General features: G+C 51.2%; 23 protein-coding genes and 1 tRNA gene. 15 read left to right on the top strand and 9 right to left on the bottom strand.

All coding sequences use genetic code 11. The features are described from left to right. Positions 1-51 precede the first annotated feature (51 nt). The 8 genes from rpmI to BD_RS07425 all read left to right on the top strand — a co-directional run bounded on the left by rpmI (position 52) and on the right by BD_RS07425 (position 6,591). Positions 52-243, top strand: coding sequence for a 50S ribosomal protein L35 (gene rpmI / locus BD_RS07390; RefSeq protein ID WP_011164102.1), 192 nt, complete (start codon positions 52-54; stop codon positions 241-243). A 67-nt stretch (positions 244-310) separates the two neighbouring features. Further along, positions 311-658 carry a 50S ribosomal protein L20 gene (gene rplT, locus BD_RS07395; RefSeq protein ID WP_011164103.1) on the top strand — a complete coding sequence of 116 codons (348 nt, stop codon included), beginning with the start codon at positions 311-313 and terminating at the stop codon, positions 656-658. A gap of 49 nt (positions 659-707) precedes the next feature. Then, complete coding sequence (fni, locus tag BD_RS07400) at positions 708-1,751, top strand: type 2 isopentenyl-diphosphate Delta-isomerase (RefSeq protein WP_011164104.1); 1,044 nt, start codon at positions 708-710, stop codon at positions 1,749-1,751. Next, a complete protein-coding gene (locus tag BD_RS07405; protein WP_011164105.1) occupies positions 1,748-3,064 on the top strand; it encodes a hydroxymethylglutaryl-CoA reductase, degradative in 1,317 nt (438 codons plus the stop codon). The genes fni and BD_RS07405 overlap by 4 nt, the downstream gene beginning before the upstream one ends. Positions 3,065-3,073: 9 nt before the next feature. After that, positions 3,074-3,973: a hypothetical protein gene (locus BD_RS07410; protein WP_011164106.1), complete on the top strand. Its 900-nt coding sequence runs from the start codon at positions 3,074-3,076 to the stop codon at positions 3,971-3,973. Next, complete coding sequence (gene mvaD / locus BD_RS07415; RefSeq protein ID WP_011164107.1) at positions 3,970-4,950, top strand: diphosphomevalonate decarboxylase; 981 nt, start codon at positions 3,970-3,972, stop codon at positions 4,948-4,950. Before BD_RS07410 ends, mvaD begins: the two co-directional genes overlap by 4 nt. Then, positions 4,940-5,827, top strand: a complete 888-nt coding sequence (locus tag BD_RS07420; RefSeq protein ID WP_011164108.1) for a mevalonate kinase family protein — start codon at positions 4,940-4,942, stop codon at positions 5,825-5,827. The genes mvaD and BD_RS07420 overlap by 11 nt, the downstream gene beginning before the upstream one ends. Before the next feature lie 26 nt (positions 5,828-5,853). After that, positions 5,854-6,591: a DNA alkylation repair protein gene (locus BD_RS07425; protein WP_011164109.1), complete on the top strand. Its 738-nt coding sequence runs from the start codon at positions 5,854-5,856 to the stop codon at positions 6,589-6,591. A 37-nt stretch (positions 6,592-6,628) separates the two neighbouring features. Here the strand turns inward: BD_RS07425 and BD_RS07430 are convergent, their stop codons facing one another. From BD_RS07430 to BD_RS07445, 4 genes are read right to left on the bottom strand one after another with little or no spacing between them, the layout of a single operon-like run. Continuing rightward, complete coding sequence (locus BD_RS07430) at positions 6,629-7,384, bottom strand: TrmH family RNA methyltransferase (protein WP_011164110.1); 756 nt, start codon at positions 7,382-7,384, stop codon at positions 6,629-6,631. Between the two features lie 8 nt (positions 7,385-7,392). After that, complete coding sequence (locus BD_RS07435) at positions 7,393-7,806, bottom strand: hypothetical protein (RefSeq protein WP_011164111.1); 414 nt, start codon at positions 7,804-7,806, stop codon at positions 7,393-7,395. Further along, positions 7,803-8,930, bottom strand: a complete 1,128-nt coding sequence (locus BD_RS07440; protein ID WP_011164112.1) for a winged helix-turn-helix domain-containing protein — start codon at positions 8,928-8,930, stop codon at positions 7,803-7,805. Before BD_RS07440 ends, BD_RS07435 begins: the two co-directional genes overlap by 4 nt. Continuing rightward, on the bottom strand, positions 8,930-9,796 hold the full coding sequence (locus BD_RS07445) for a 16S rRNA (guanine(527)-N(7))-methyltransferase RsmG (RefSeq protein WP_011164113.1): 867 nt from the start codon (positions 9,794-9,796) through the stop codon (positions 8,930-8,932). Before BD_RS07445 ends, BD_RS07440 begins: the two co-directional genes overlap by 1 nt. 111 nt (positions 9,797-9,907) lie before the next feature. On the opposite strand from BD_RS07445, the gene pheS reads away from it, so the two are divergent. From pheS to BD_RS07470, 5 genes are all read left to right on the top strand, one after another. Beyond that, on the top strand, positions 9,908-10,933 hold the full coding sequence (gene pheS / locus BD_RS07450) for a phenylalanine--tRNA ligase subunit alpha (protein WP_011164114.1): 1,026 nt from the start codon (positions 9,908-9,910) through the stop codon (positions 10,931-10,933). Then, entirely contained in the window at positions 10,930-13,371 is a 2,442-nt protein-coding gene (gene pheT / locus BD_RS07455) for a phenylalanine--tRNA ligase subunit beta (RefSeq protein ID WP_011164115.1), read from the top strand. Before pheS ends, pheT begins: the two co-directional genes overlap by 4 nt. 105 nt (positions 13,372-13,476) lie before the next feature. Then, a complete protein-coding gene (locus BD_RS07460; protein WP_038451770.1) occupies positions 13,477-13,809 on the top strand; it encodes an integration host factor subunit alpha in 333 nt (110 codons plus the stop codon). After that, a complete protein-coding gene (locus tag BD_RS07465) occupies positions 13,781-14,323 on the top strand; it encodes a MerR family transcriptional regulator (RefSeq protein WP_226988101.1) in 543 nt (180 codons plus the stop codon). The genes BD_RS07460 and BD_RS07465 overlap by 29 nt, the downstream gene beginning before the upstream one ends. A gap of 125 nt (positions 14,324-14,448) precedes the next feature. Beyond that, positions 14,449-14,525: transfer RNA gene (locus BD_RS07470), tRNA-Pro, on the top strand. Between the two features lie 7 nt (positions 14,526-14,532). Here the strand turns inward: BD_RS07470 and BD_RS07475 are convergent. The 3 genes from BD_RS07475 to BD_RS07485 all read right to left on the bottom strand — a co-directional run bounded on the left by BD_RS07475 (position 14,533) and on the right by BD_RS07485 (position 18,455). After that, positions 14,533-16,815 carry a tail fiber domain-containing protein gene (locus BD_RS07475; protein WP_080558991.1) on the bottom strand — a complete coding sequence of 761 codons (2,283 nt, stop codon included), beginning with the start codon at positions 16,813-16,815 and terminating at the stop codon, positions 14,533-14,535. A gap of 300 nt (positions 16,816-17,115) precedes the next feature. After that, positions 17,116-17,883: a hypothetical protein gene (locus tag BD_RS07480; protein WP_011164121.1), complete on the bottom strand. Its 768-nt coding sequence runs from the start codon at positions 17,881-17,883 to the stop codon at positions 17,116-17,118. A gap of 107 nt (positions 17,884-17,990) precedes the next feature. Continuing rightward, on the bottom strand, positions 17,991-18,455 hold the full coding sequence (locus tag BD_RS07485) for a hypothetical protein (protein WP_050792908.1): 465 nt from the start codon (positions 18,453-18,455) through the stop codon (positions 17,991-17,993). 298 nt (positions 18,456-18,753) lie between these two features. Between BD_RS07485 and BD_RS07490 the strand changes: the two genes are divergently transcribed. Together BD_RS07490 and BD_RS07495 are read left to right on the top strand one after the other, a co-directional pair. Further along, positions 18,754-18,942 (top strand): hypothetical protein, encoded by a 189-nt coding sequence (locus tag BD_RS07490; protein ID WP_011164123.1) that lies wholly within the window; start codon positions 18,754-18,756, stop codon positions 18,940-18,942. Positions 18,943-18,951: 9 nt separating this feature from the next. After that, positions 18,952-19,344 (top strand): four-helix bundle copper-binding protein, encoded by a 393-nt coding sequence (locus BD_RS07495; protein WP_011164124.1) that lies wholly within the window; start codon positions 18,952-18,954, stop codon positions 19,342-19,344. A gap of 28 nt (positions 19,345-19,372) precedes the next feature. Here BD_RS07495 and ydiK read toward each other — a convergent pair whose 3' ends face one another. Then, complete coding sequence (gene ydiK, locus BD_RS07500; protein WP_011164125.1) at positions 19,373-20,488, bottom strand: AI-2E family transporter YdiK; 1,116 nt, start codon at positions 20,486-20,488, stop codon at positions 19,373-19,375. 75 nt (positions 20,489-20,563) lie between these two features. Beyond that, positions 20,564-21,730 (bottom strand): C1 family peptidase, encoded by a 1,167-nt coding sequence (locus BD_RS07505; RefSeq protein WP_011164126.1) that lies wholly within the window; start codon positions 21,728-21,730, stop codon positions 20,564-20,566. Positions 21,731-21,780: the final 50 nt, after the last annotated feature.

The raw sequence follows: 21,780 nt of genomic DNA on the forward strand, positions 1-21,780 counted from the left end.
TAAGAGTCCTCCCTTTCGGGAAGAACGCCTTATCGGTGGAAGGTATCTCATATGAAAATGCGCACTCACTCTGGCGCGAAGAAGCGTTTGAAAGTTCTTTCAAGCGGTAAAGTTAAGAAAAAAAGCACTCGCATGCGTCACTTGAACTCTCACATGAGCTCTAAGACGAAAAGACAACTAGGCAAAACATCATACGTTGAAGACGCGAACATGCTTCAAGTTCGTCGTTGTTTGGTATTCTAGTTTTTTAAATTTTAAAATTAATGTCTTTCGGTGCCCGGCTAAGTCCGTGGCGTAATAGAGGTTCAAAATGGCTCGTGTAAAATCTGGTAAAACAAATCGTGCTCGTCACAAAAAAGTTCTTAAAAGAGCAAAAGGTTACTACTCTGCGGGTTCTCGCGCGTACATCCACGCGGTAGAGAAAAATGACCGTGGTATGGCTTTCGCTTACCGCGATCGCAAAGTTAACAAACGTAACTTCCGCACTTTGTGGAATCAACGTATCAATGCAGCAGCTCGTTTGAACGGGACTACATACTCTCGTTTGATCGGTGGCTTGATTAAAGCTGGCATCCAAGTTGACCGTAAAATCTTGGCTGACCTTGCAATCAACGACGCAGCAGCATTCACTGCACTTTGCAAACACGCTTTGGCATAAGCCAAAGCTAAAAAGTACAGCAAAGCTCTGTTAAAGGAGCCTTAGCCCCATGGACGAGTCCAATAGTCAGTTTGAAAAAAGAAAGCGCGATCATATCAGGATTGCGCTGGATCCAAGGTCCCAGACCGATGGACAAAACGGATTGGACTCGATCACTTTGATTCATGAGGCTTTGCCTGATCTGAACTTTAAAGAGGTCGACATTTCGACCTCTTTCTTTTTTTCCGGGGAGTCCATCCCACTTTCTTCTCCGATCTTTATCTCTTCAATGACTGCGGGCCACGAAAAGGGCCGGGAGATCAATGAAGCTTTGGCGCGTCTGAGCGATCGTCGTCAGATTCTGATGGGAGTTGGCTCTCAACGTCGTGAACTGGAAGATTCCAATGCTGCCGAAGAATGGGCTCGCGTGCGCAAACAAGCACCGAAGGCCCGCTTGCTTGGCAATATTGGAATCGCTCAGCTCATCAAGTCGCCGATTGATAAGATCCGCCGACTGATTGATTCCACGGAAGCCGTGGCTTTGTTCGTCCACCTGAATCCTTTGCAAGAGGCTTTGCAGCCCGAAGGCACGACAGATTTCAAAAACGGCCTGGCGGCGATTGAAAATCTGGTAAAACTGGCCGGCGTGCCAGTGATTGTGAAGGAAACCGGCTGTGGTTTTTCTGTCGACACCCTGAAGCGACTTTCCAGCACCGGCATTTACGGTGTGGATGTTAGCGGCAAGGGTGGCACGCACTGGGGCCGCGTGGAAGGTTATCGTTCGGAGGAATCCGACATGCTTTATCACGTAGCCCAAACTTTCGCCAACTGGGGCATCAGCACGAAGCAAAGCATGCTGAATGCCATCGACGCCCGGGTAGAGTATCAGCTCTGGGCATCGGGCGGCGTGAGAAATGGATTGGAAATTGGTAAACTTATGGCGTTGGGAGCTTCAAAGGTGGGGGTTGCAAAACCTTTCCTGGAAGCGGCTCTTCAGGGCGATGAGGCTCTTGAGAAACTGCTGACCCAGTTGGAAACAGAGTTGAAAGTAACTATGTTCTGCACGGGCAGCCGCAATCTGAAAGACCTCCAAAGCAAGAAGGTGATTCAATGACAAAACAACTTCAGGATATCTTTAAAGGTTTCTCCAAACTGTCTCGTGAAGAACGTCTGAAAGCACTTAAAGAAGTCGGTGCATTGAACGAAGCCGAAGCTGACTATCTTGCCAAGGGTGGGTTGAAAGACACTTCTTTGGGTGAAAAGTTTATTGAAAACGTGATTGGGTACTTCCAGCTTCCGCTGGGGGTTGTCACCAACATGCGCGTGGACGGCAAGGACTTTGTCGTTCCTATGGCGGTGGAAGAAACCTCTATCGTGGCCGCGTGTTCTAAAACGGCCAAATGGATCCGTGAATCCGGTTCTATCACCACCGAAGTGATCGGAAACGAAATCATCGGTCAGATCCAATTGGCAAAAATCCGCAGCTTTGCGGATTTCGAAAAACAAATCCTGGCTCAGAAAAATTACCTGATCGAAGCGGCCAACCGTGAAGTGGCCTTCGGCTTGGTTCGTCGTGGTGGTGGAGTGCGTGACCTGCAAGTGCGCCGTGTGCCTCGCGGTGATGGCTCAGATATGGCCGTGATCCACATCCTGATGGACCCGTGCGATGCCATGGGGGCTAACATCATCAATCAGGTGTGCGAATACCTGAAAGAGCCGATTGAGCAGTTCAGCGGTGAAAAAGTCACCATGTGCATCCTGTCCAATCTGGTGGATTCCAAAGTCACTCGCGCTGTTGTGCGCATTGATGACATCGAGCCTGAGTTGGCTGAAAAAATTGAAGAAGCTTCTTTGTTCGCGCAAATGGACCCGTACCGTGCAGCCACCAACAACAAAGGTGTTCTAAACGGCATTGATCCGATTCTGATTGCAACCGGCAACGACTGGCGCGCGGTGGAAGCGGGTATTCATGCTTATGCTTGCCGTGATGGTCAGTACCGTTCGATCACTCGCTGGTACCGTGAAGGCAAAAGCCTGGTGGGCGTGTTTGAAGCACCACTGGTTGTGGGCACCGTAGGTGGTGTGACGACTTTGCATCCAACAGCGATGCTTTCCATGAAAATGCTGGACACCAAATCTGCCAATGAATTGTCCCGTATTGTTGCGGCGGTGGGATTGGTGCAGAACCTGGGTGCTTTGAAGGCTTTGACCACGGTGGGTATCATCGAAGGTCACATGAAGCTTCACACAAAAAACCTGGCTTTGGGCGCAGGAGCCGAGGAAAAAGAAATTCCTCTGGTTCAGAAGAAGCTGGAAGAAATTCTGGCGATTCGCAAGCGTATATCCCTGAGCAATGCCATCGACGTTCTGAAAGAACTTCGTGCGGCTCAGAAAACCCCAGCCTCCACGACTCAACATCATTCCTAGGAGCGGACCTTGTCGCTGGTCTTCTCCGTTCCCGGAAAAACATTTATTGCTGGTGAATATCTGGCGCTGGCGGAAGGTCCGACACTGTTCTTCCTTTCGCAGCCTTGCTTTGAAACGGAAATCTCCCGTGGCAAAGGCGATGTTCTGGGCATTCATCCGGAAAGCCCTGCCGGGGTTTTCATGAGCAAACACCGGGGTTATTTCAGAAATTTCGATATCACTTTCCGTGATGCTTATTCCGGCAAAGGCGGCTTTGGGGCCTCGACGGCTCAGTTCCTTTCCGTCTATGCGATGTGGCTTTATAAAGAAGCCCACCAAATGGACATGGAAAAGTATCTCGACTTCAAACACATGCTTGAAGTGTACTATCACGTGGCCTGGAACGGGCAGGGTCAGCGACCCAGTGGCGCGGATCTGGTAGCACAATTGAAGGGGTCGATGACCTTCTTTGAGAAGCGCAGTGGGATGATCTCTGTGACCAACTGGCCGTTTGAGGATCTGGAATTGTTGCTGGTTCATACCGGCAACAAGCTTGCGACCCACGAACATCTGCGCACGCTGCCGGTGTTCCCGACCGCAGGGCTTGAAAGCGCCATGCTGACGATCCGTGAAGCTTTCGACAAAATCGACAGCGCTCGCTTTGTCGAAGGTGTCAAAGCCTATGCCCAAGAACTGTTAAAACTGAATTTCACCTGTGAACCGACGCTAAAACTTTTGTCTGACATCCGTCAAATTCCAGGAGTCAAAGCCGCCAAAGGTTGTGGCGCTTTGGGGGTGGATGTGATGGCGATTGTGACGGCCAAAGGTGAAACTGCAGGTGTTAAAGCCTACTGTGAAAGCAAGGGCCTGTCCGTGCTTTCTTCCTCTGATAAAATCTCGTCCGGACTTCAGGTCCGAGGTAGCCTATGAAACAAGTGACTGTATCTGCTCCATCCAATATCGCCCTTATCAAGTACATGGGTAAAATTGAGGGCTCTGGCAATAAACCGACCAACGGTTCGTTGTCCTATACTTTGGAAAACCTGCGCACCTATGTTCGCCTGACTGAAGTCGACGGCGCACAAGATCAGTGGAAACCCTTGGTTCGTGAAGACCTGCAAAAAATCGAATTGTCTGAAAAAGGCCAGCAGCGCTTTATCAAGCACCTGCAAAATCTAAAGGACAAGTGGGGCATAAAACAAAGTTTCCTGATTGAGTCCGCGAACAATTTCCCATCAGACTGCGGTCTGGCCAGCTCGGCTTCCAGTTTTGCGGCCCTGACTTTGGCGGCGGCAGAAATGTTCCAGCAGATCAACCCACAGCCGTGGGGCACGGATAAAAAATATCTTTCCGAGCTTTCCCGCCAGGGTTCGGGTTCTTCCTGCCGTTCCTTGTTCACACCGTGGGCGTTGTGGCAGCATGAGTACGCCGAGCCGATGGCGTTTGAAGTCAAAAACCTGCACCACATGGTGGTGATTGTCGAAGACTCTAAAAAAGAGGTTTCCAGTTCTGAGGCGCACAAACTTGTGACCACAAGCCCGCGTTTCACCGGTCGTCCAGAGCGTGCGGAATTGCGCCTGAAAGACCTAAGCATGGCCTTGCAGTTCAATGACTGGCATATCGCGCGTCAGATCGTCTGGGATGAGTTCATCGATATGCACCGTTTGTTTGAAACCAGCACGCCGTCTTTCACTTATATGAACGATGGATCCAAAAAGGTTCTGGAAGATTGCCAGGCGTTTTGGAACAAATGGCAAGATGGCCCTTTGGTGACCATGGATGCGGGTGCCAACGTGCACTTGTTGTTCCGTCATGATCAGAAAAAACAGTTCGCGCAGTATCGTGAGCATTTTGAAAAGGACTTCAAGGTCATGGCCTTTGAAGGTGTGAAAGACAATGTCCATTGATTTCACCTGCAAAGCCTTTGGTAAATGTATCATAGCTGGTGAGCACGCGGTTTTGCGTGGTGTACCGGCGGTGGTATTTCCCATCCAGTCCCGCAATCTGGATTTAAGTTATTCCCGCGGCGAGCAGCCGTTGGAACTGCGTCTGGTCGGGGATCACGGCAAAGAATTGCAATTGCTGGTGTGGGGCGTGCTTGAAAAGGCGTGCGAGCTTAAAGGCATTAAACGCTCCGATTTAAAAGGCACCTTGTTGCTGGAATCCTCCATTCCTGTGGGGGCGGGCATGGGCGCTTCCGCCGCGCTTTGTGTGGCCCTGACCCGTTGGTTGGGATATCTGGGGTATGTTGTTGAAGAGGACTACTATGAATTCGCCCGCAATTTGGAAAACCTGTTCCATGGTGAATCCAGCGGCGTTGATATTGCCGTTGCCTTAAGTGGTGAAGGTCTGCGTTTTGTACGTAATGGCGAAAAGAAGCCTCTGACCCCGGCGTGGAAACCGCACTGGTACATCTCTTATTCTGGCAAACGCGGTGTCACCGTGGATGCTGTGAACAAGGTGAAAGACCTGCTTCTGAAAAATCCCACAGTGGGTGAAAAGATCGATCAGCAGATGGCTGAAGCCGTGGGCATCTTGGAAACAGCCCTGAAGATGGATGAAAAAACAGGCCTGCCAGTTTTGGCAAAAGCCCTGACCCTGGCAGGTGACTGCTTTGAAAAGTGGGACCTGAACGAAGGCGAACCCGCAAAACACATCGCCTGGCTCAAAGAACAAGGCGCCCTGGCCGTAAAACCAACCGGTTCTGGCGGTGGCGGCTACGTCTTGTCCCTGTGGACCTCACTGCCCCCGGCAGAAATCCAATCTCAATTAATCCCCTGCTAAAAGGTGCCTGGTTGAAGGCGGCGAGCATGAAGAAAAAGTCAGGCATTTCGCAAGCATTGTCAGCGGTATCGCAGCTGCAAAAGGACGTTCAAAGTCATGCGGATGCCAGTCGCGCCGTCGTCTTGCAAAGATTCTTCAAAACCGGAAAAGGCGAGTATGCTGAGGGCGATGTCTTTTTAGGTCTGACCGTTCCGCAAAGCCGTAAAATCGCCAAAAAGTATGCTTCCGCTCTTAGTTTGAAAGAGCTTGATAGTCTGGTGAAGTCCGCGAATCACGAAGAGCGTCTGATAGCTCTGCTGATTTTGGTGTCGCAGTTTCAAGAGGCCACTGAAAAAGAACAAGCCCGTATCTTTAAGCTTTATATCAAGAATTCAAAGTACGTGAACAACTGGGACCTGGTGGACACCTCCGCACCAGCCATTGTTGGTGGCTATCTGCTGAGTCGAGATCGTTCTGTTTTGCAGAAACTTGCGACATCCAAGAACCTGTGGCAGCGCCGGATTGCCATGCTGGCGACTTTTCATTTTATCTATAATGGCGAGTCCGCCGACACACTTAAGATCGCAAAGCTTCTGTTGAAGGACGAGCACGACCTGATTCACAAGGCGGTGGGTTGGATGTTGCGGGAAATGGGTAAAAGAGTCAGCGAAGAAAAACTGCTGAAGTTTCTGGATCAATATGCGGCCAAGATGCCAAGAACGATGCTGCGCTATTCTTTGGAAAAGCTGCCTGCCGAAACACGCAGGCATTACATGAATAAATAAACAGGCGCAGTTCACGCCTGCGCCATGACTGAACGGGTTAGCGGTGCTGACAAGAATAGCTGTACAGTGCAATACTGCCAGCGACGGTGGCATTCAGGGATTCCACACTCTGTGTAGCTACAGACAGGCGCTGCAGGTTCTTAATCCCACTGAAGCCAGGACCTTCTTCGCCCAAGGCAATACGCACATTTTTAGGCCATTTGAAATTCGCGACACTTTCGCCCTTCATGTCCAAAGCATAGATCTGATCATTGTTGGAAACAAAGTCTGCAAATTTACCGATCTTAAACAACGGCAGTTTCAGCAAAGCCCCCGCGGAAGCCTTGATCGCTTTGGGATGGTACGGGGAACAGCTTTCTTCGGTCAGAATCATTTTGCTCGCACCAAATGCCAAAGAGGAACGCGCCAAAGCGCCCAGGTTGGAAGGATCGCCCAAGGGGGAGATCACTTCCAGGCCTTCAGCTTTTGCAGTTGTAAGCGGAGCGATCTCTTTCGGTTCCAGAACCAGAAGATTGTAGTGCGTGCCCACGACGTCAATTTCGTTAAACAGTGCTTTGGGCAGTTTGAAAACCGGGATGCGCTGGCCTTTAAGCTTAGGCGCGGTCATCGTCACGGACTTCAGGTCCTCGTGCACGATTTCACCCTTGATGCGGAAATTCGGGTTTTCCAAAAACTCTTCGATCAGCTTTTCGCCCATCAGAATAAATTCAGAATGCTTTTTAATTCCGCGCGCAGAGCTGAGGTCGCTCCAGCGGCGGAAATGGTCGTTGGTTTTAGAGCTGATTTCAATCACGGCTGTTCCTACTCGCGGCGGTAAAGTTTCAGGTCGAAGTATTTCTGCGGACCTTTGATGATACGAATCTTGGTTCCGTCCAGGTCTCTGAAGACAATCACGTCATAGAAGTGGGTCGGATCCATGGCGATCTTACCATAGAACAACGGACCGTCCGCCTCCAGCCAACCGGTGGCTTTGTGTGTGAACAGGGCATGGGACTTGATGCGCAATGTGGACAGAGCGTCGCCTTCACGCATTTCCAGATTCACAAACCAGATGGAGTTGTGATCATAAGCCACCCAGTCGCCCTGGAGCTGTTCGCAAGTGACCGGAGTCAGTGAAACAAACGTTGGCCATGGAATGACGGGGTCACCACCCGGGCCGCGGGCATGGGCTGAAATACTGAAAACAGCGAGAATTACTAACAGGAGTGTTTTCATAAAGTAGCTTCCTCCGATTGTCTGAAGTGCACAGATGATTGCGGATTAAAGTAATAACCTTTGCGGTCGCGCAAGATGTATCTTGGGCTTTCCATGTCAGGCTCAAGCAGGGCGCGCAGACGTTTGATCGAAACGTAAATCAGATTGTCATGCAGTTCAGGGTCATAAGCCTGCTGCCAGATGATTTCTATCAGATCTTCCTTGGAATAACGGGTGCCGGCTTTTTTGATGAACAATAAAGCCAGGTCAAAAAGAATATGCTGATTGCGGAAGTCAATCAGGCCCTTGGTGCGCTCCTGAACACTGCGTGCTGCCTCGTCGATCTGGAAATCAAACTGAGGTGCATTGCGAACAATATCTTCAGGGCACATTTGACGGATGAATTTATAAACGCGTGGCAGACGGGCTTTGTCCGTTCCACGCAGCGCCAACTCTGCATAAATGCGATAAGCTTCTTTGTTACCCAGTTCGCGGTTCACATGGGCCATTTGCGCCAGGATACGGGAAATCAGCAGGTGGAAGCCATGCAGTTTGGCTTGTTCATAGCAGTCCCACAAAAGATCATTCGCCGCTTCCAGTTTGCCGGTTTGCGTGAAGATGTGTGTGCGCAACAGACGGGACGTCAGCTGCATTTCGGCGTTATCCATTTCAGCCAAAATGGTGTCGAGCTTGTTCAGCTGCAGCAGGCTTTGCGGGAAGTGGGCTGGTTCAAAAGCGCGGGTCATTGCATTGGTGAACAGGGCGCGCACCAGTGTGTCCAGGTCGCCAGTTTGCGTGGCTTTGGCGATGGCCGAGTTGATGTAGTCTTCGGACTCTTGAATTTTACCGTTGGCCAAAAGCCAGGAGCCGATCAGGTTTTCGGCCATGGCCTGAAGGCCCTCGTCAGAAGAGTTGCGGCTTAATTTCAGAGTTTGATCAATCACGGATTGAGCTTCAGAAAGCTCTTCCAGTTCATGGCAGCATTGGAAGTACAGGCGGGCGGACTCGATCCAGTCTTGGGAAAGTCCGCGGGCCGAAGCCTCCACCATGGCTTCTTCACTCAATAAACGGGCCTCGTGCAGCGCCCCTTTACGGTGCTGCAAACGTGCCAGTTGCAATGAAGTGTTCTGGGTGGAGTTTGACATCAGTACTTAGCCCAGCGTCTTTTTTCTTCGTTGGACAGCTCGTCCATCAAAAGCTCTTCGCCTTCGTCTTCTTCCGGCAAAGGCATGTTTTTGATTTTTTCATAAACGACCAGACGGCGTTCGTGCGGAGTTTGCGGCAGGGAATACGCCACGTCCTGAACCAGTTTGTAGTACTCGCCCCAGTCTTTTTTGGCGGCTTCAATTTCAGGACCCACGCCGGGGCCTTTCATGAAGTAAACGCGGCCGCCGATTTCAAGGCAGCTCATCACGTTCCCCAGGGTGTTGCCGATATCTTCAACCGCGCGGGTGATGGCGCCGCGAACCGGATAAACGCAATGTTTGTTGATGTTGCGGCCCAGAATGTCGAGGTTTTTAAGATTCATCTCGCTGCGGACATGCTTGAGGAATTCCACACGGCGCTGAACGCCTTCACCCAACAGGATCTGTTGATCCGGGTACATGATTTTAAGTGGAATTCCCGGGAAGCCAGGGCCCGTGCCCACGTCCAGCAATGGGAACTGCAGGTCGGTGTATTTCATGATGATGATGCTGTCGATGAAGTGTTTGATGGCCACATCACGAAGTTTCAGAAGTCTTGTGAAGTTCTCTTTTTCCTGATTCAGCATCAAAAGGCGGTAAAAGTGCGCCAGTTGCTGTCTTTGGCTGTGGCTGACCAGATCAAATCCGTGATTGCGGAAGACATCAGCAAGGCGGTCATTGGCCTCATGGATGTCATAGATCGTCTCTGGTTTCTTATGGCGGCCCATGTTGGAGGTCGCAGGAGGTGCGCCAGCGCCTTTGGACCCATGACGGGCTTCTTGGCGGGCTTTATACGGGCTGTAGTTGGTCTTGTTCTTATGGGCCATAGCAGTCGGGGGAACATAGGTCTAAAGGCCTTAAACCTCAAGTCTTTTCTGCGCCGTGTGTAAAAGCTAAATGCTTGAAAATACGGGCCTCCGGAGGGATATTGAGAACCTATGTCGACGACCAAACTTGATTCCATCAAAGATAACGCCCTGGCGGCCTTTAAAGCGGCCCCCAGCTCCAAAGACCTCTATGATCTGAAAGTTCAGTACCTGGGTAAAAGCGGGTCCCTGACTGAAATCATGAAAGAAATGGCTTCTTTGCCGAAAGAGGAAAAGCCTCTGTTTGGTAAAAAAGTAAATGAAGTGAAGCAGCTTCTGGAGGCCGCTTACACCGAAGCAGAAGACGCTCTGAAAAAGAAAGAGATCTCTGCCAAAATGGCGGCGGAGGAAATCGACATGACTCTGCCGGCGTTCTCCCAGCCAAAGGGGACCGCGCACCCGGTGAATATCGTAGTGGAAGAAATCTTCACCGTGATGTCCCGTCTGGGTTACAGCATCCGCACAGGTCCGATGATCGAGAAGGATTATTATAACTTTGAAGCCCTGAACATTCCGGCGGATCACCCCGCACGTGACATGGCCGACACCTTCTTCGTCGACAAAACCCACGTTTTAAGAACACACACGTCTCCGATTCAAATCCATTCTTTGGAAAATGAAGAGCTTCCATTGCGTGTGATCGGGACGGGCCCGGTGTTCCGTTGTGACAGCGATATTTCTCACTTGCCGAACTTCCATCAGATTGAAGCTTTGTGCGTGGATGAGAAAATCTCCATGGCGGACCTGAAGGGCACCATCAGCTTCTTCGTGCGTGAGTTCTTCGGTCCGGGTCTGAAAACTCGTTTCCGTCCAAGTTACTTCCCGTTCACCGAGCCTTCTGCGGAAGTGGATTGCTCGTGCCCGATCTGTAAAGGCAAAGGCTGTTCTTTGTGCAAACAAAGCGGCTGGATTGAAATCGGCGGTTGCGGTCTGGTGAATCCGAAAGTGTTCCAGGCGGCAAAAATTGAATATCCTAAGTGGCAGGGCTTTGCCTTCGGATTTGGTGTTGAGCGTATGGCCATCATCAAGTACGGCATCGAAGACATCCGCTTGTTCCCTGAAAACGACGTAAGATTCTTAAGGCAGTTTGTAAAATGAAGATCAGTTTAAAATGGCTCCATGATTATGTTGATGTGACCGAATTCTTCCAAAAGCCGGAAGTGCTGGCGGAAGCTTTGACCCGTGGCGGTTTGGAGGTTGAAGAAATCACCAATCGCGCGAAAGACTTCAATCACGTGGTGATTGGTCACATCCTTGAAAAAGACAAGCATCCGAATGCGGATAAACTTTCCCTGTGTCGTGTTTCCACGGGCGAAGGTGTGGTTCACCAGATCGTGTGTGGCGCACAAAACCACAAAGCGGGTGACCGTGTGATCGTGGCGTTGCCGGGGGCTGTATTGCCGGGCAATTTTGCGATTAAAAAATCAGCGGTTCGTGGTGTGGATTCTGCCGGCATGCTGTGCTCTTTGAAAGAGCTGGGCTTGGCGACGGAATCGGAAGGCATTGCGATTTTGCCTGCGGATGCTCCGGTGGGTAAAGCTTATGCGGAATACGGCGGTTATGACGACGTGACTTTCGAACTGAAAGTGACGGCGAATCGTGCAGACTGTCTGTCGCACTTCGGTTTGGCGCGTGAGGTTTCCACTTTGTTCGGTAAAGAGCTGAAAGTGCCTTCCTCTGAGCTTAAAACCAATGGCAAATCCAGCAAGTCTGAAATTGCATTGGACGTCAAAGCCTTCGATCTGTGCCCTCGTTACGCGGGTCGTTTCTTGAAGGGTGTGAAAGTGGGACCAAGTCCTGCCTGGTTGAAAGCGCGCCTTGAAAGCGTGGGCATGAACTCCATCAACAACATCGTGGACGTGACAAACTACGTGATGTTGGAGCTGGGTCAGCCATTGCACGCCTTTGATGCGGCTTTCATCAACGGAAAAAAAATCATCGTGGACCGTGCCGTCGCTGGTGAAAAATTCATCACTCTGGACGGAACTGAAATCGCTCTGAACGGCGCTGAACTGACTATTCGTGATGTGAACCATCCGGTGTGTCTGGCGGGTGTTGTGGGTGGCAAAAACTCGGGCGTTTCTGATTCCACGACCGAAGTCTTCCTGGAAGCGGCTTACTTCCTGCCGATGAGTGCGCGTAAAACTTCACGTTCGCACGGTATCGACACGGATTCTTCTTACCGCTTTGCCCGTGGTGTGGATCCAGATGGAACTTTGCGCGGCTTGAACCGTGCCGCGGCTTTGATTTTGGAAGTGGCGGGTGGCGAAGCTTATGCTGATCATCATGACTTCTATCCAAATCCGGTGAAAAAAGCGCCGGTGGATATCACCATCAAAACGGTTTCTGACCGTTTGGGTTATGAAGCTGAAGAGCACAAATTCGTCGACTTCATGAAACGTCTGGGTTGTGAAATCAACAAAAAGGGCGAGACCTTCACGGTGCTTCCTCCGACCTTCCGTTTCGACATCGAACAGGACATGGACCTGGTTGAAGAGTACGCTCGCCTGAACGGGTATGAGCATATTCCAGAGGCATTGCCGGCTTTGGCGGCAGCTCCAAGCTTCCAGGACAAGACTTTCATGTTGAACCGTACCACCAGCGAACTTTTGCGTGGTGAGGGCTTCCAGCAAGCGGTGAACTTTGCCTTTGTTGGTTCCAAAGCTCAAAAAGCATTCTTGGGTTCTTTGGAGGCCTTGAAAGCGACGGGTCTGGCAGCCACGGAAAAGGAAATCCGCATCTTGAATCCTCTGAATGAGGAAATGGATGTGATGAGAAGCTCCTTGAGCTTTGGTCTGTTCAAAAACCTGAACCATAACTTCCACTCCGGCAACATGCAGGGTCGTCTGTTTGAGATCGGCAGCACGTTCTTTGTTAAGGATGACGGAAGTTTTGCGGAAGGCAGCCGTGCCGGGATGGCTATCTGGGGTCGCGCAAGCAACCTTTGGAACAAATCCCTGGATTATCCGGTTGTTTATGAACTTAAAGCGGCAGTTGAAGTTCTTTTGAAGTCTTTGAATATCTCTTCTTACACCTGGGTGACTCCGGCGAATAAGTCCGAGGTTCCGGAGTTCCTGCATCAAGGGCAGTTTGCACAGCTTTTGGTGGAAGGTAAGAAAGTGGGCTTCATCGGCACACTTCATCCGCTTCTGCTTGAAGACAATAAGATCCGCGTTCCTGCGGCTTTGGCCGAATTGGATCTGGATCAGCTTTATAAAGGTCAGCCTCGTCCATACCGCATCCAAAGCGTGTCCAAGTTCCCGATCGTGGAGCGTGACTTCGCCTTTGTGATGCCAAAAGCCCTGAAAGTCGGCGATGTCCTGAAAGACATCCGCAAGGCCGGAGCAGGTTTGCTTCTGAACGTGGACGTCTTTGACCTGTACGAAGGCGAGAAGATGGAAGCAGGCAAAAAATCCGTAGCGATTCGTATTTGGCTGCAGGATAAAAATGCCACACTGCAAGAAACCCAGATTAACGAGACAACAACCAAGATTCTAGAGAGTCTGAAGAAGAATTTTGACCTTTCTGTGAGATAAATTCTTGATTGTTTTCAGTTAGTTGTTACGATTTTATGTAGCACTTGAAGAATTTTAATGGAGTGAATGACTATTATGGCAGGCCAGAACTTAGGTAAATCAACTGTGACTAAGGCCGATATCGTCGAGAACGTATATCAGAAGATCGGTTTCTCCAAGAAAGAGGCTTCTGAATTGGTGGAACTTGTTTTCGACACCTTGAAGACTGTTCTTCAAGATGGCGAAAAAGTTAAGATTTCTGGTTTCGGTAATTTCGTTGTTCGTGGCAAGAACGAGCGTATTGGTCGCAACCCGCAAACCGGGGAGCAGATCAAGATCTCTGCACGCCGTGTTCTTACTTTCCGTCCGTCTCAGGTTTTGAAGGCGATGTTGAACGGTGAAGAGTACGCTCACTTAAAAGATGAGGACGATGATGATGACTACGACGACAATGAGTAATCCGTCCCTGGAAGCTGACAGCTCCGAGCTGTCGCTAGGGGATCATCATATTGATTTTGTCGAAGAGACCGAAAAAGCCACTTCCGTTCCTGTGACGGCGGCGACTCCGATTTCCATCCCGGCGATGCTGTGTGATGAGAAGCTTCTGGAAGAAATCAATGCCATTCCGGACAAAATGGGTTTCAAGATCGGCGACGTGGCTGAGATCCTGGGCATCAAACAATACGTTCTTCGTTACTGGGAAACAGAGTTTGAAGTTCTTCGTCCGAAAAAAGCCTCTAACAACCAGCGCATGTACACTCGTAAAGATGTTGAAAACGCGCTGTTGATCAGAAAGCTTCTGCACCGTGACCGCTTCTCTATCGAAGGCGCAAGAAACGCGATGAAAGAGCTGAAAGCTCACGTTAGAAAAGAAAAAGATATGACCCAAGTTTACCACAAGCTTGAGGGTATCAACGAAGCGGTGGAGGATCTGATCCTCGACATCCGCAGAGTCCGTCAGATTTTCAAATAGTTTTAAAAGAAAAAGGCCTCTTACGAGGCCTTTTTTGTTTTAGACGGTTCCTGTTTGTTATGCATGGAAGGTCCAAAAAGCTGCTTGCCGTAAAGTTAAATGGCTTTGTACGATATTGGGGTCGTCTGCGCGTGGCTCAGCTTGGTAGAGCACTTGCTTGGGGTGCAAGAGGTCGCTGGTTCAAATCCAGTCGCGCAGACCACTCTGAGTTACTGGCAGAACTCTGCATTCGGGTCCTGTTGACAGGCCCATTTTTGCAGGGAATTCACTTGTTGCCTAAGTGCTGCATTCTCAGCTTTCAAAGCTTCATTCTCTGAATTCCATTTTGCATGGAACTCTTTCATCGCCTCTATCAGCGGCGCCACTAAATTCGCGTATTGCACTGCTAAAAATCCTTCGTTGTCTTTCGTGACCACATCCGGGAATACGGATTGAACCTCTTGGGCGATCAGACCCACTTGCTGGCCATTTTCAAAGTTCTTTTGCGGGAATTCGTCGGTTCTCCAGTCATAGGTCACCCCGCGCAGCTGCAGCACTTTTTCAAGGCTTGAGTCAATCGTTGCGATATTGCGCTTAAAGCGGCGATCCGAAGTGTTGGCCCAGGATGTGCCACCAGCCGTGCCATTCACGTGCAGCATGTAAGCCGGCGTCAGGGTGCCGATGCCGACTGAGCCGGCGTTGGCTTCTGTCAGCATCGCATATTTATTGGTGATCGTGCCCGTACCAGTTGGAGAGCGAATCACAATCCCGGTGAATTGATTTAAAGTGTCGAACGAGGAAATGCTGGATCTGATTTCCAAACCGGCTCCTTGATCCACCGTAATTCCTTTGCCAGCAGCGCCATCTAACAGAAAGTCCGAGGTGATGGCGTTGACCTTAAGCGCGGCGGGAAGGTTTTCAATGTTGCCCATTTTAACCAGTCCCCAAAGACCTGTTTGCAGTCCCGCAACAGTCGTCGCAGGGACAGAGCTGGGAGTGCTGAGTGTGACTGTGCCGCGAACGCCATAAGCTGATCCGGTAAAGCCTCCCGAGACGTTCATAAAACTGGTCCCGTCCAACGCGCCCTGATCACCACCCACAGCGACAGTGCCCGAGACGGAATTTGTGATGCCGGCCGCAGGCCCTGTGATGCTGGAGTTGGCGGTGAAAGTGTTGCTGCCACTGACTGTAAAGCGTCCGGTGTGATAGCTGCTGCTGCCGCCGTAATAGCGTGAATCAAAAGCAAAGCCCGAGGGGCTGTTTGTTCCAGAGCCCATGTCGCCCAGACGATGACTTTTGTTTGTGATGGTATAGCGGGCTGTGCCCCCGGTGCCAATTGAAATGGAGTCATTGCCTGTGCTGAAAACTCCAGTGTCCGTATCTGAGGTGAAGGAATAGCTCGGTTGGGCCGCCGTGCCCCCGGAGCCACGTAAAGGGAAAGCAGGAGAAGGCAAGCGGGCGGCATCAATAGTTCCTGTCGTGATCACCCCGGCATCCAGGCCTGTGATGTTTGAACAGGCAAAGGCATCGGTCACCGCGGACCAAGTTAGCGTCTGAGAGGCCGTACAAGATGTTGTAAACTGTGCAAGCCCCGCAGAGGTGCGCAGATCATCAACGCCAAAAAACACGGGTTCAAGCTCGGTCGTGCCATAGCGATAAACTTGTCCTGCCTGGGGCGCGGTGGCAGCCACACTCACACTCTGGATCTTGGCCACGGTGGGGTTGGGAAGGGTGCCACTCAGATCACCGCCCAGGTTGGTGGAGGTCTGGAAAGCACCCGTGATGCGGCTGTCGTTGCCTTGTGCGGCGGTTCCGGCGGTGGTGCCGTAGTTCACGGCCACCGTTTTTGTGGTTGTTCCAGTGACAGAAACACCCGTGCCGGCAAGAACATCTGAAACAACTCCGGTTCCCCCCGCATCCGTGACGCAGGTGAAGTTGGTGCCGTCAAAAAAGACGACCTGTCCGGCAGAGCAAGCCGCACCCGGAAGCGTGTTGGTGCGAACAAAGTCCGTGGCAGAATAATTTCCCAGTTTCAAGGCAGACGATGCAAAGTGCGCATAAGGCACAGAGCGGATCTCATTGTCCGGACTGATTTGCATCCAGCCTGTGCCGTCATGGAATTGCACGCTCAAACGGCGGGACTGGTTGGCCACGGGGCCTTTTTGGCTGGCTACATTGTTACCCGCGTCGGCGCAATCCAAAGTGGTGGAGTTGTCGAAAACTTCCTTCAGTCCCACGCTGCCCGAGGTAGGGAAAAGTTTTGTGCCGGTTCCCAATGGCACGTCAAAGACCCCTTTGGAGTTCGTCATGTTGACGCCATTTTTTTGTTCACGATAGTAAACGCACAGGCCGTCTTCGGATTTGATCTCGAACAGGAAGCTGACGTTGTTGTGTTCCAGCGGAGTTCCGTCGGACTTAAGAATCCGTCCCTGATAAGTCAGGGTGTTTGGCGCAGCCTGCGCAAAAAATGAAAACAACAAAATGGGCAACGTGGCAACAGTGGTTCTAAACATGCGAAACTTGTCGGTTCGCCTGTTGAATCTTTTAAATGTTTATTGTCGAATTACCCAGCTTTGAGTGAAACCCAGTCCTCGGAATTGGGTAAGAAGAGGGATCCTCAAGAGGGCAAAAATGAAAAACATGAGAACATTTTTTTCAGAAGGAAATTGCCCTGCACCAAACGGGTGATTCTGGCTATTTGTTGCTGCCATTTTTTGGGGAGGAATTCCCGGAACCGCCGGCCGAGCCACCACCACGGGCAGCGCCCTGTGAGGCGGCTAAAATGATCAGTAGAAGTAGGCTGATAAAGTGCTTCATGAGGGCTCCTGAAGAGTGTCGATCACATTAAACATAAATATGGGCAAAGATCCCCGCGAAGAAGGATCTTCCAGCAGGCGCATTTTGTCCTGGAATGCCTGCACATCGATATCGAGCCACTTGCGATAGGTGGCTTCGTTGATGGATTCAAAAAACAGATTCATATAATTTGCATAGTTCTCGTCGGTGCGCGCGGGTTTGGAATACTTCTCCGTCAGGCGCAGTCCCACCGCTTTGATGGCCTCGGCAGAAAAGGTCGACCGGTTGCTGCCCAGAGCGTAGCGTCCGTTTTCCAGCAGGCGCAGCACATTGAGCTGTAACATCTTCTGCAGGACATCCAGGCCGTACTCGCCAAAACGGCTTTTGACGAACTTGAGGTCAAAAGGCCTTGTGTCTGCAAGGACATAAAGCTCAGAAAAACACGGGTCCTTGATCAGTTCCTGCTCGATAATGACATTGTACTTGTGCAGCGGGGAGGACTTCAGTTGGGGGTCGGTGCGTCTGAGCTTTTCCTGAATCAAGGCGGGTGCTGCATTCAGCATTTGCCCCAGATCCGCGGTTCCCATCAGGCAGGAATACAGCTTGTACAGGGTTTGATAGGTGGGGTTGTGCTCTTTTAAAACCAGACGTCTCAGTGTTTTTGTATGGATGCGGGTCTTGGCTGACAACTGCAGCAGCCCCTTGCGGGGATCTTTATGACGTTGCAAAAATCGGCCAATGTCCTGGCTGACTTGATCCTGAATCGATGCGGTGGATTCCTGCATGCACGACCTCGCTTGTTTCCAGATGACGTATTGGGGGCGTCGGCGTTTGGCAAGTTTCAAAAATGAAACCCGAGGCTCGTTGAGGAGCCCCGGGTTAAAAATGCAGACTAGTGGCAGGAAGGGACAGTCAAAGCCTTGTTGAATAAGAATTTGTAAGTGTCATTGCGAGAGCTCATTTTTTTGGAAACTTTCACGTTCACAGTCAGTGGGTAAGTGCCAGAGACAACTTTGTCTGTGCAAACTTCACGGTTTTTACCGATGTATTTGCAGTCAGAAACTGTGCGAGTGTAGTTGATCGGAGTGTAAAGGTATTTGTAACCAGTGATCACTTCTTTAGAGCGGTTTTTGCCGATGAAGATGGTTTCTCTTTGAGCAACGGCTTTTTTAGTTCTTAGCATTTTTCCGTCAACGCACACGAAAGTGTAGTCAACTGCGTGGCCCATGAAAACAACAGGTGCGTCGATCTTCAGGTTGGTGTCAGCCATAAGAACTTCCCAGGAAGTGTCAGCTGTGTGAGCGGATGCCACGGAAGCAGAAATCAACAAAGCGATCATAGCGAATACGTTTTTCATAAAGTCTCCTTTTGGTTTGTTTGATGGACCCTGATTCCACCAGATTCCGCGGCGATTCAATCAGAATTGCGGGGCGGATTGAAGATTCCCGGACAAGTTTCTTTGTGTCCGGCGCAAGGTTTGGACAAGAGATGGTTTGTCCTTGTTTGGTATATTTTTTCCATCATGTCAGAGGACATACTAAAGCAGAGGGCCGTCTGATTTTTATCACTTCCGCCGACAAATCAGGGGTTGAGCTACGCGGGTGTCTGATGACTTTGTTATCCTAGAAGGGAACTTTTGAACCAAGGAGGCTAGCATGTCTGGTCATCATAAAAACAAAGGTTTTAGTCAAACAAGCAAGCGCTTTGACGGGGCTTTGAAGGCTCAACATCAGCGCAGTCGCAGCAAACAGATGGATCACTCTGCCGACCACCGCGAGGAAGAATCCGAAAATCGCGAGTCTCAGAACGTTTCATCATCCACCAAGAAAAACCCACGAGCTTAGGAGGCTTTCATGAGAACGAACCCTTTGCAGGACAGTGATACAGCCAAGGGTATCAACTTCTGCTTTACGACTTACCGTGTGTGTCTGGAGACGCTCAATCACGTCCAGGAGCAGGGCATGCGCTTTGCGCAGACCGAGTTGGCGTCGCTGTTGCAGCTTTGTGCCGACACCTGTGACTTGCACGCCCGGATGGAAATGGTGGAAGCAGATTTTGCGTCTCAGGCCGCCGAGCTGTGCTTTCAGATCTGTGCGCGCACGACCCTGGAGTGTGAAAAGTTCCCGGAAGATCCGATCGTCCTCAAGTGCGCTGACATTTGTCGCAAGTGTGCAGAACACTGTCGTGGAATGGCGGGTATGACGGTTCGGGTGAAATCATCACAGATGTCCGCGGCAAGATTTTAAACTGCGGGGCAGAGTTTCGCCGCCGGAGCTAGTGGTTGATCTCCGGCGGTAAAGTGGGGGCGGGGGCTCTTTCAATAGCTCGCTTGAAAACGGTGGGTTCGGAGTTGTCCGTCATCCAGGCGCTTAACAGTCTTAAGGTGACGGCCAGAACAACCGGTCCTATGAAAAGGCCCACGATCCCAAAAGAAATCATTCCCCCCAGAACGCCCACAGTGATGAGGACGGCGGGTAGATCTGCTCCGCGCTTAATGAGAATCGGGCGAACAAAGCCATCCATCAGGCCCACCGCCACGGCCCAGCCCAAAAGAATTGTTCCCGCGGTGTTCTGTTCTTGTGAATAGAGCCAGGCCACGGCGCCAAGCAAAGGGAGCAATGGCCCCAGTTGCACAACACAGAAAATCAGTATCACCGCTGTCAGAAGTCCCGCATGGGGAACTCCGGCAAGCCCGGCTCCCAAGCCGCCAAGTGCTGTCTGGATCAGGGCGGTGCCGACAATCCCCATGGCCACGGCCCTCACGGATTGGGCGGCCAGCTGCAGGGCCTCTTCGCCGCGAGTTCCGGCAAGACGACGGGTCAAGGTGCGGCAGGCTTGGGCGATCTTTTCTCCATTGGAATAGAAGATCGAAGCGATGATGATCGTCAGAATACAGTGTACCACCAGCATGGTGATGCTGCCGACACTGGCGACAATCCATTCAAAAGCCTGATGGATATAGGGCTTGGCTCTTTCAATCAGATCCTGGGGGGCGGTGGCCGCAAGTTCATTCCAGCGGGCCGCAATGCGCGGGCCAAGCAGGGGTGCATCTTCAAGCCAGTCCGGTGCGGGTGGCAGTTGAGTGTTGGCCAGATCCTGCAGGCCTGAAACAATCACATGCCGATTTGAGATCAGCGAAAACAACGCCGCAGTCAGCGGAATAATCACCAGGGCCGTCATAAGAAGCGCCATCGTCAGGACTGCGGGAAAGCGTTTGTTGTTGAATCTGTGCTGCAGTTTAAGCAGTGTGGACCAGGTGGCGATGAAAATCATGGCGGCCCAGATCATCGCGGGCAGAAAAGGCAGCAGCACCCACAGGGAAATCGCCGCCAATAGCCCCATAAACAGAACGCTTAAAAGTGTTTTGGTCAGATCAGTTGTTGGTGCCATGACGGATCCTCCTGAATTCCTTCATGGCAACCCCGAAGGGCAGGAAAATCAAATATCACCGCCGGGTTTGGCATATTACATTTGGATATTTGTTAGAACCGCTTCCGGGACAGTGATGGATTTTGCAAAAGCACGGAAGTAATCGTCATACATGTGGTAGTGGCCTTCATCACCTTTGTGGGTGCCCCAGCTGTTGCGAATCTTCCATTTGACCACGCGGCCGGTGCGGGGATCCAGTTCGTAGCCCACGATCTGCACAGCATGGCCGCCGCGGTTGGTGTCAAAGGCCTCGCGCATCTGGCGAGTGGCGGGGCGGGCATAAGCCGGTATGTGGAAGGCCCGAATGGACATGATTCCGGTGGCCGCATCCACGTACTCGGCGTGATGGTCGTAGGAAAGGTACACGGATTGGCCGTTATCCAAAAGCTCCCGTGCGGTGCTTTCAACCAGGTCGACAGAGGTGGTCAGCTTGTCGCCTTGTTTGGTGCTGGTGAACTCGGTGGCGGCCTTGCGGTTGTTGTTGATCACCATCTGCAGCATCGGACCTTCAAAGGATTCGAAGTAGGCTTTGGCAAATTCTTTCGGTGTCCAGGTTTTTCCCTGGAATTCAAACTGTGCCGGCATTTCTCCCACCATCTGGCGGAAAAGATCTTTGATTTGATTTCGGCCTTGTTCAAGAAGGGCCTCGCGGGCCGGGCCTTCCTGTATTTTGTCAGCCTGCCACTGGGTGCGCACCAGAATGTTTTCAAGGAACTCTGACATTTTCTTTGCCTGCGGATTCAGCATAAAATCGGATTTCGGTTTCCAGGCGCCTTCTGGCAAAAGACCGTATTCCAAAATGCTTTCCCGTGAAAACAGCGGTCCCGCTCCCAGTTTGATATCGACTTCTTTGGATGGCTTTTCCAGGCGCTGCAGACTGCGCTCCAGCCAGTGGCGGGCGCTGAGGTATTCGTTTGAAAGTGTCAGTGTTTGTCCGGTTTTTTGTTCATAGTTTCGCTCCAGGTGTGACATCCACGAGTGCAGGTGGCAGGTCCCCAGATTGCATTGATTTTTGATCGGAGTGTTTTGTTTCAGTTCCACCGTGTAGCGGGTGTGGTGTTTGAACTCTGTGCGAAGACTTCCCCAGATGATCTCTTTGGGTGCCTGTATTTGGAAGACCTCGGCGCACAAAGGGGCACCGCCAGCCTGAAAAGGCAGGCTCCACAAACTGAAAACAAATAGCAACGGGAAGAGAAGCTTCATGCCGCTTAAGAGTGCAAGCGGCAAGCCAAAAAAAAGGCGTCTCAGAGTGA

This window comes from Bdellovibrio bacteriovorus HD100, assembly GCF_000196175.1.
Lineage (GTDB): Bacteria > Bdellovibrionota > Bdellovibrionia > Bdellovibrionales > Bdellovibrionaceae > Bdellovibrio > Bdellovibrio bacteriovorus.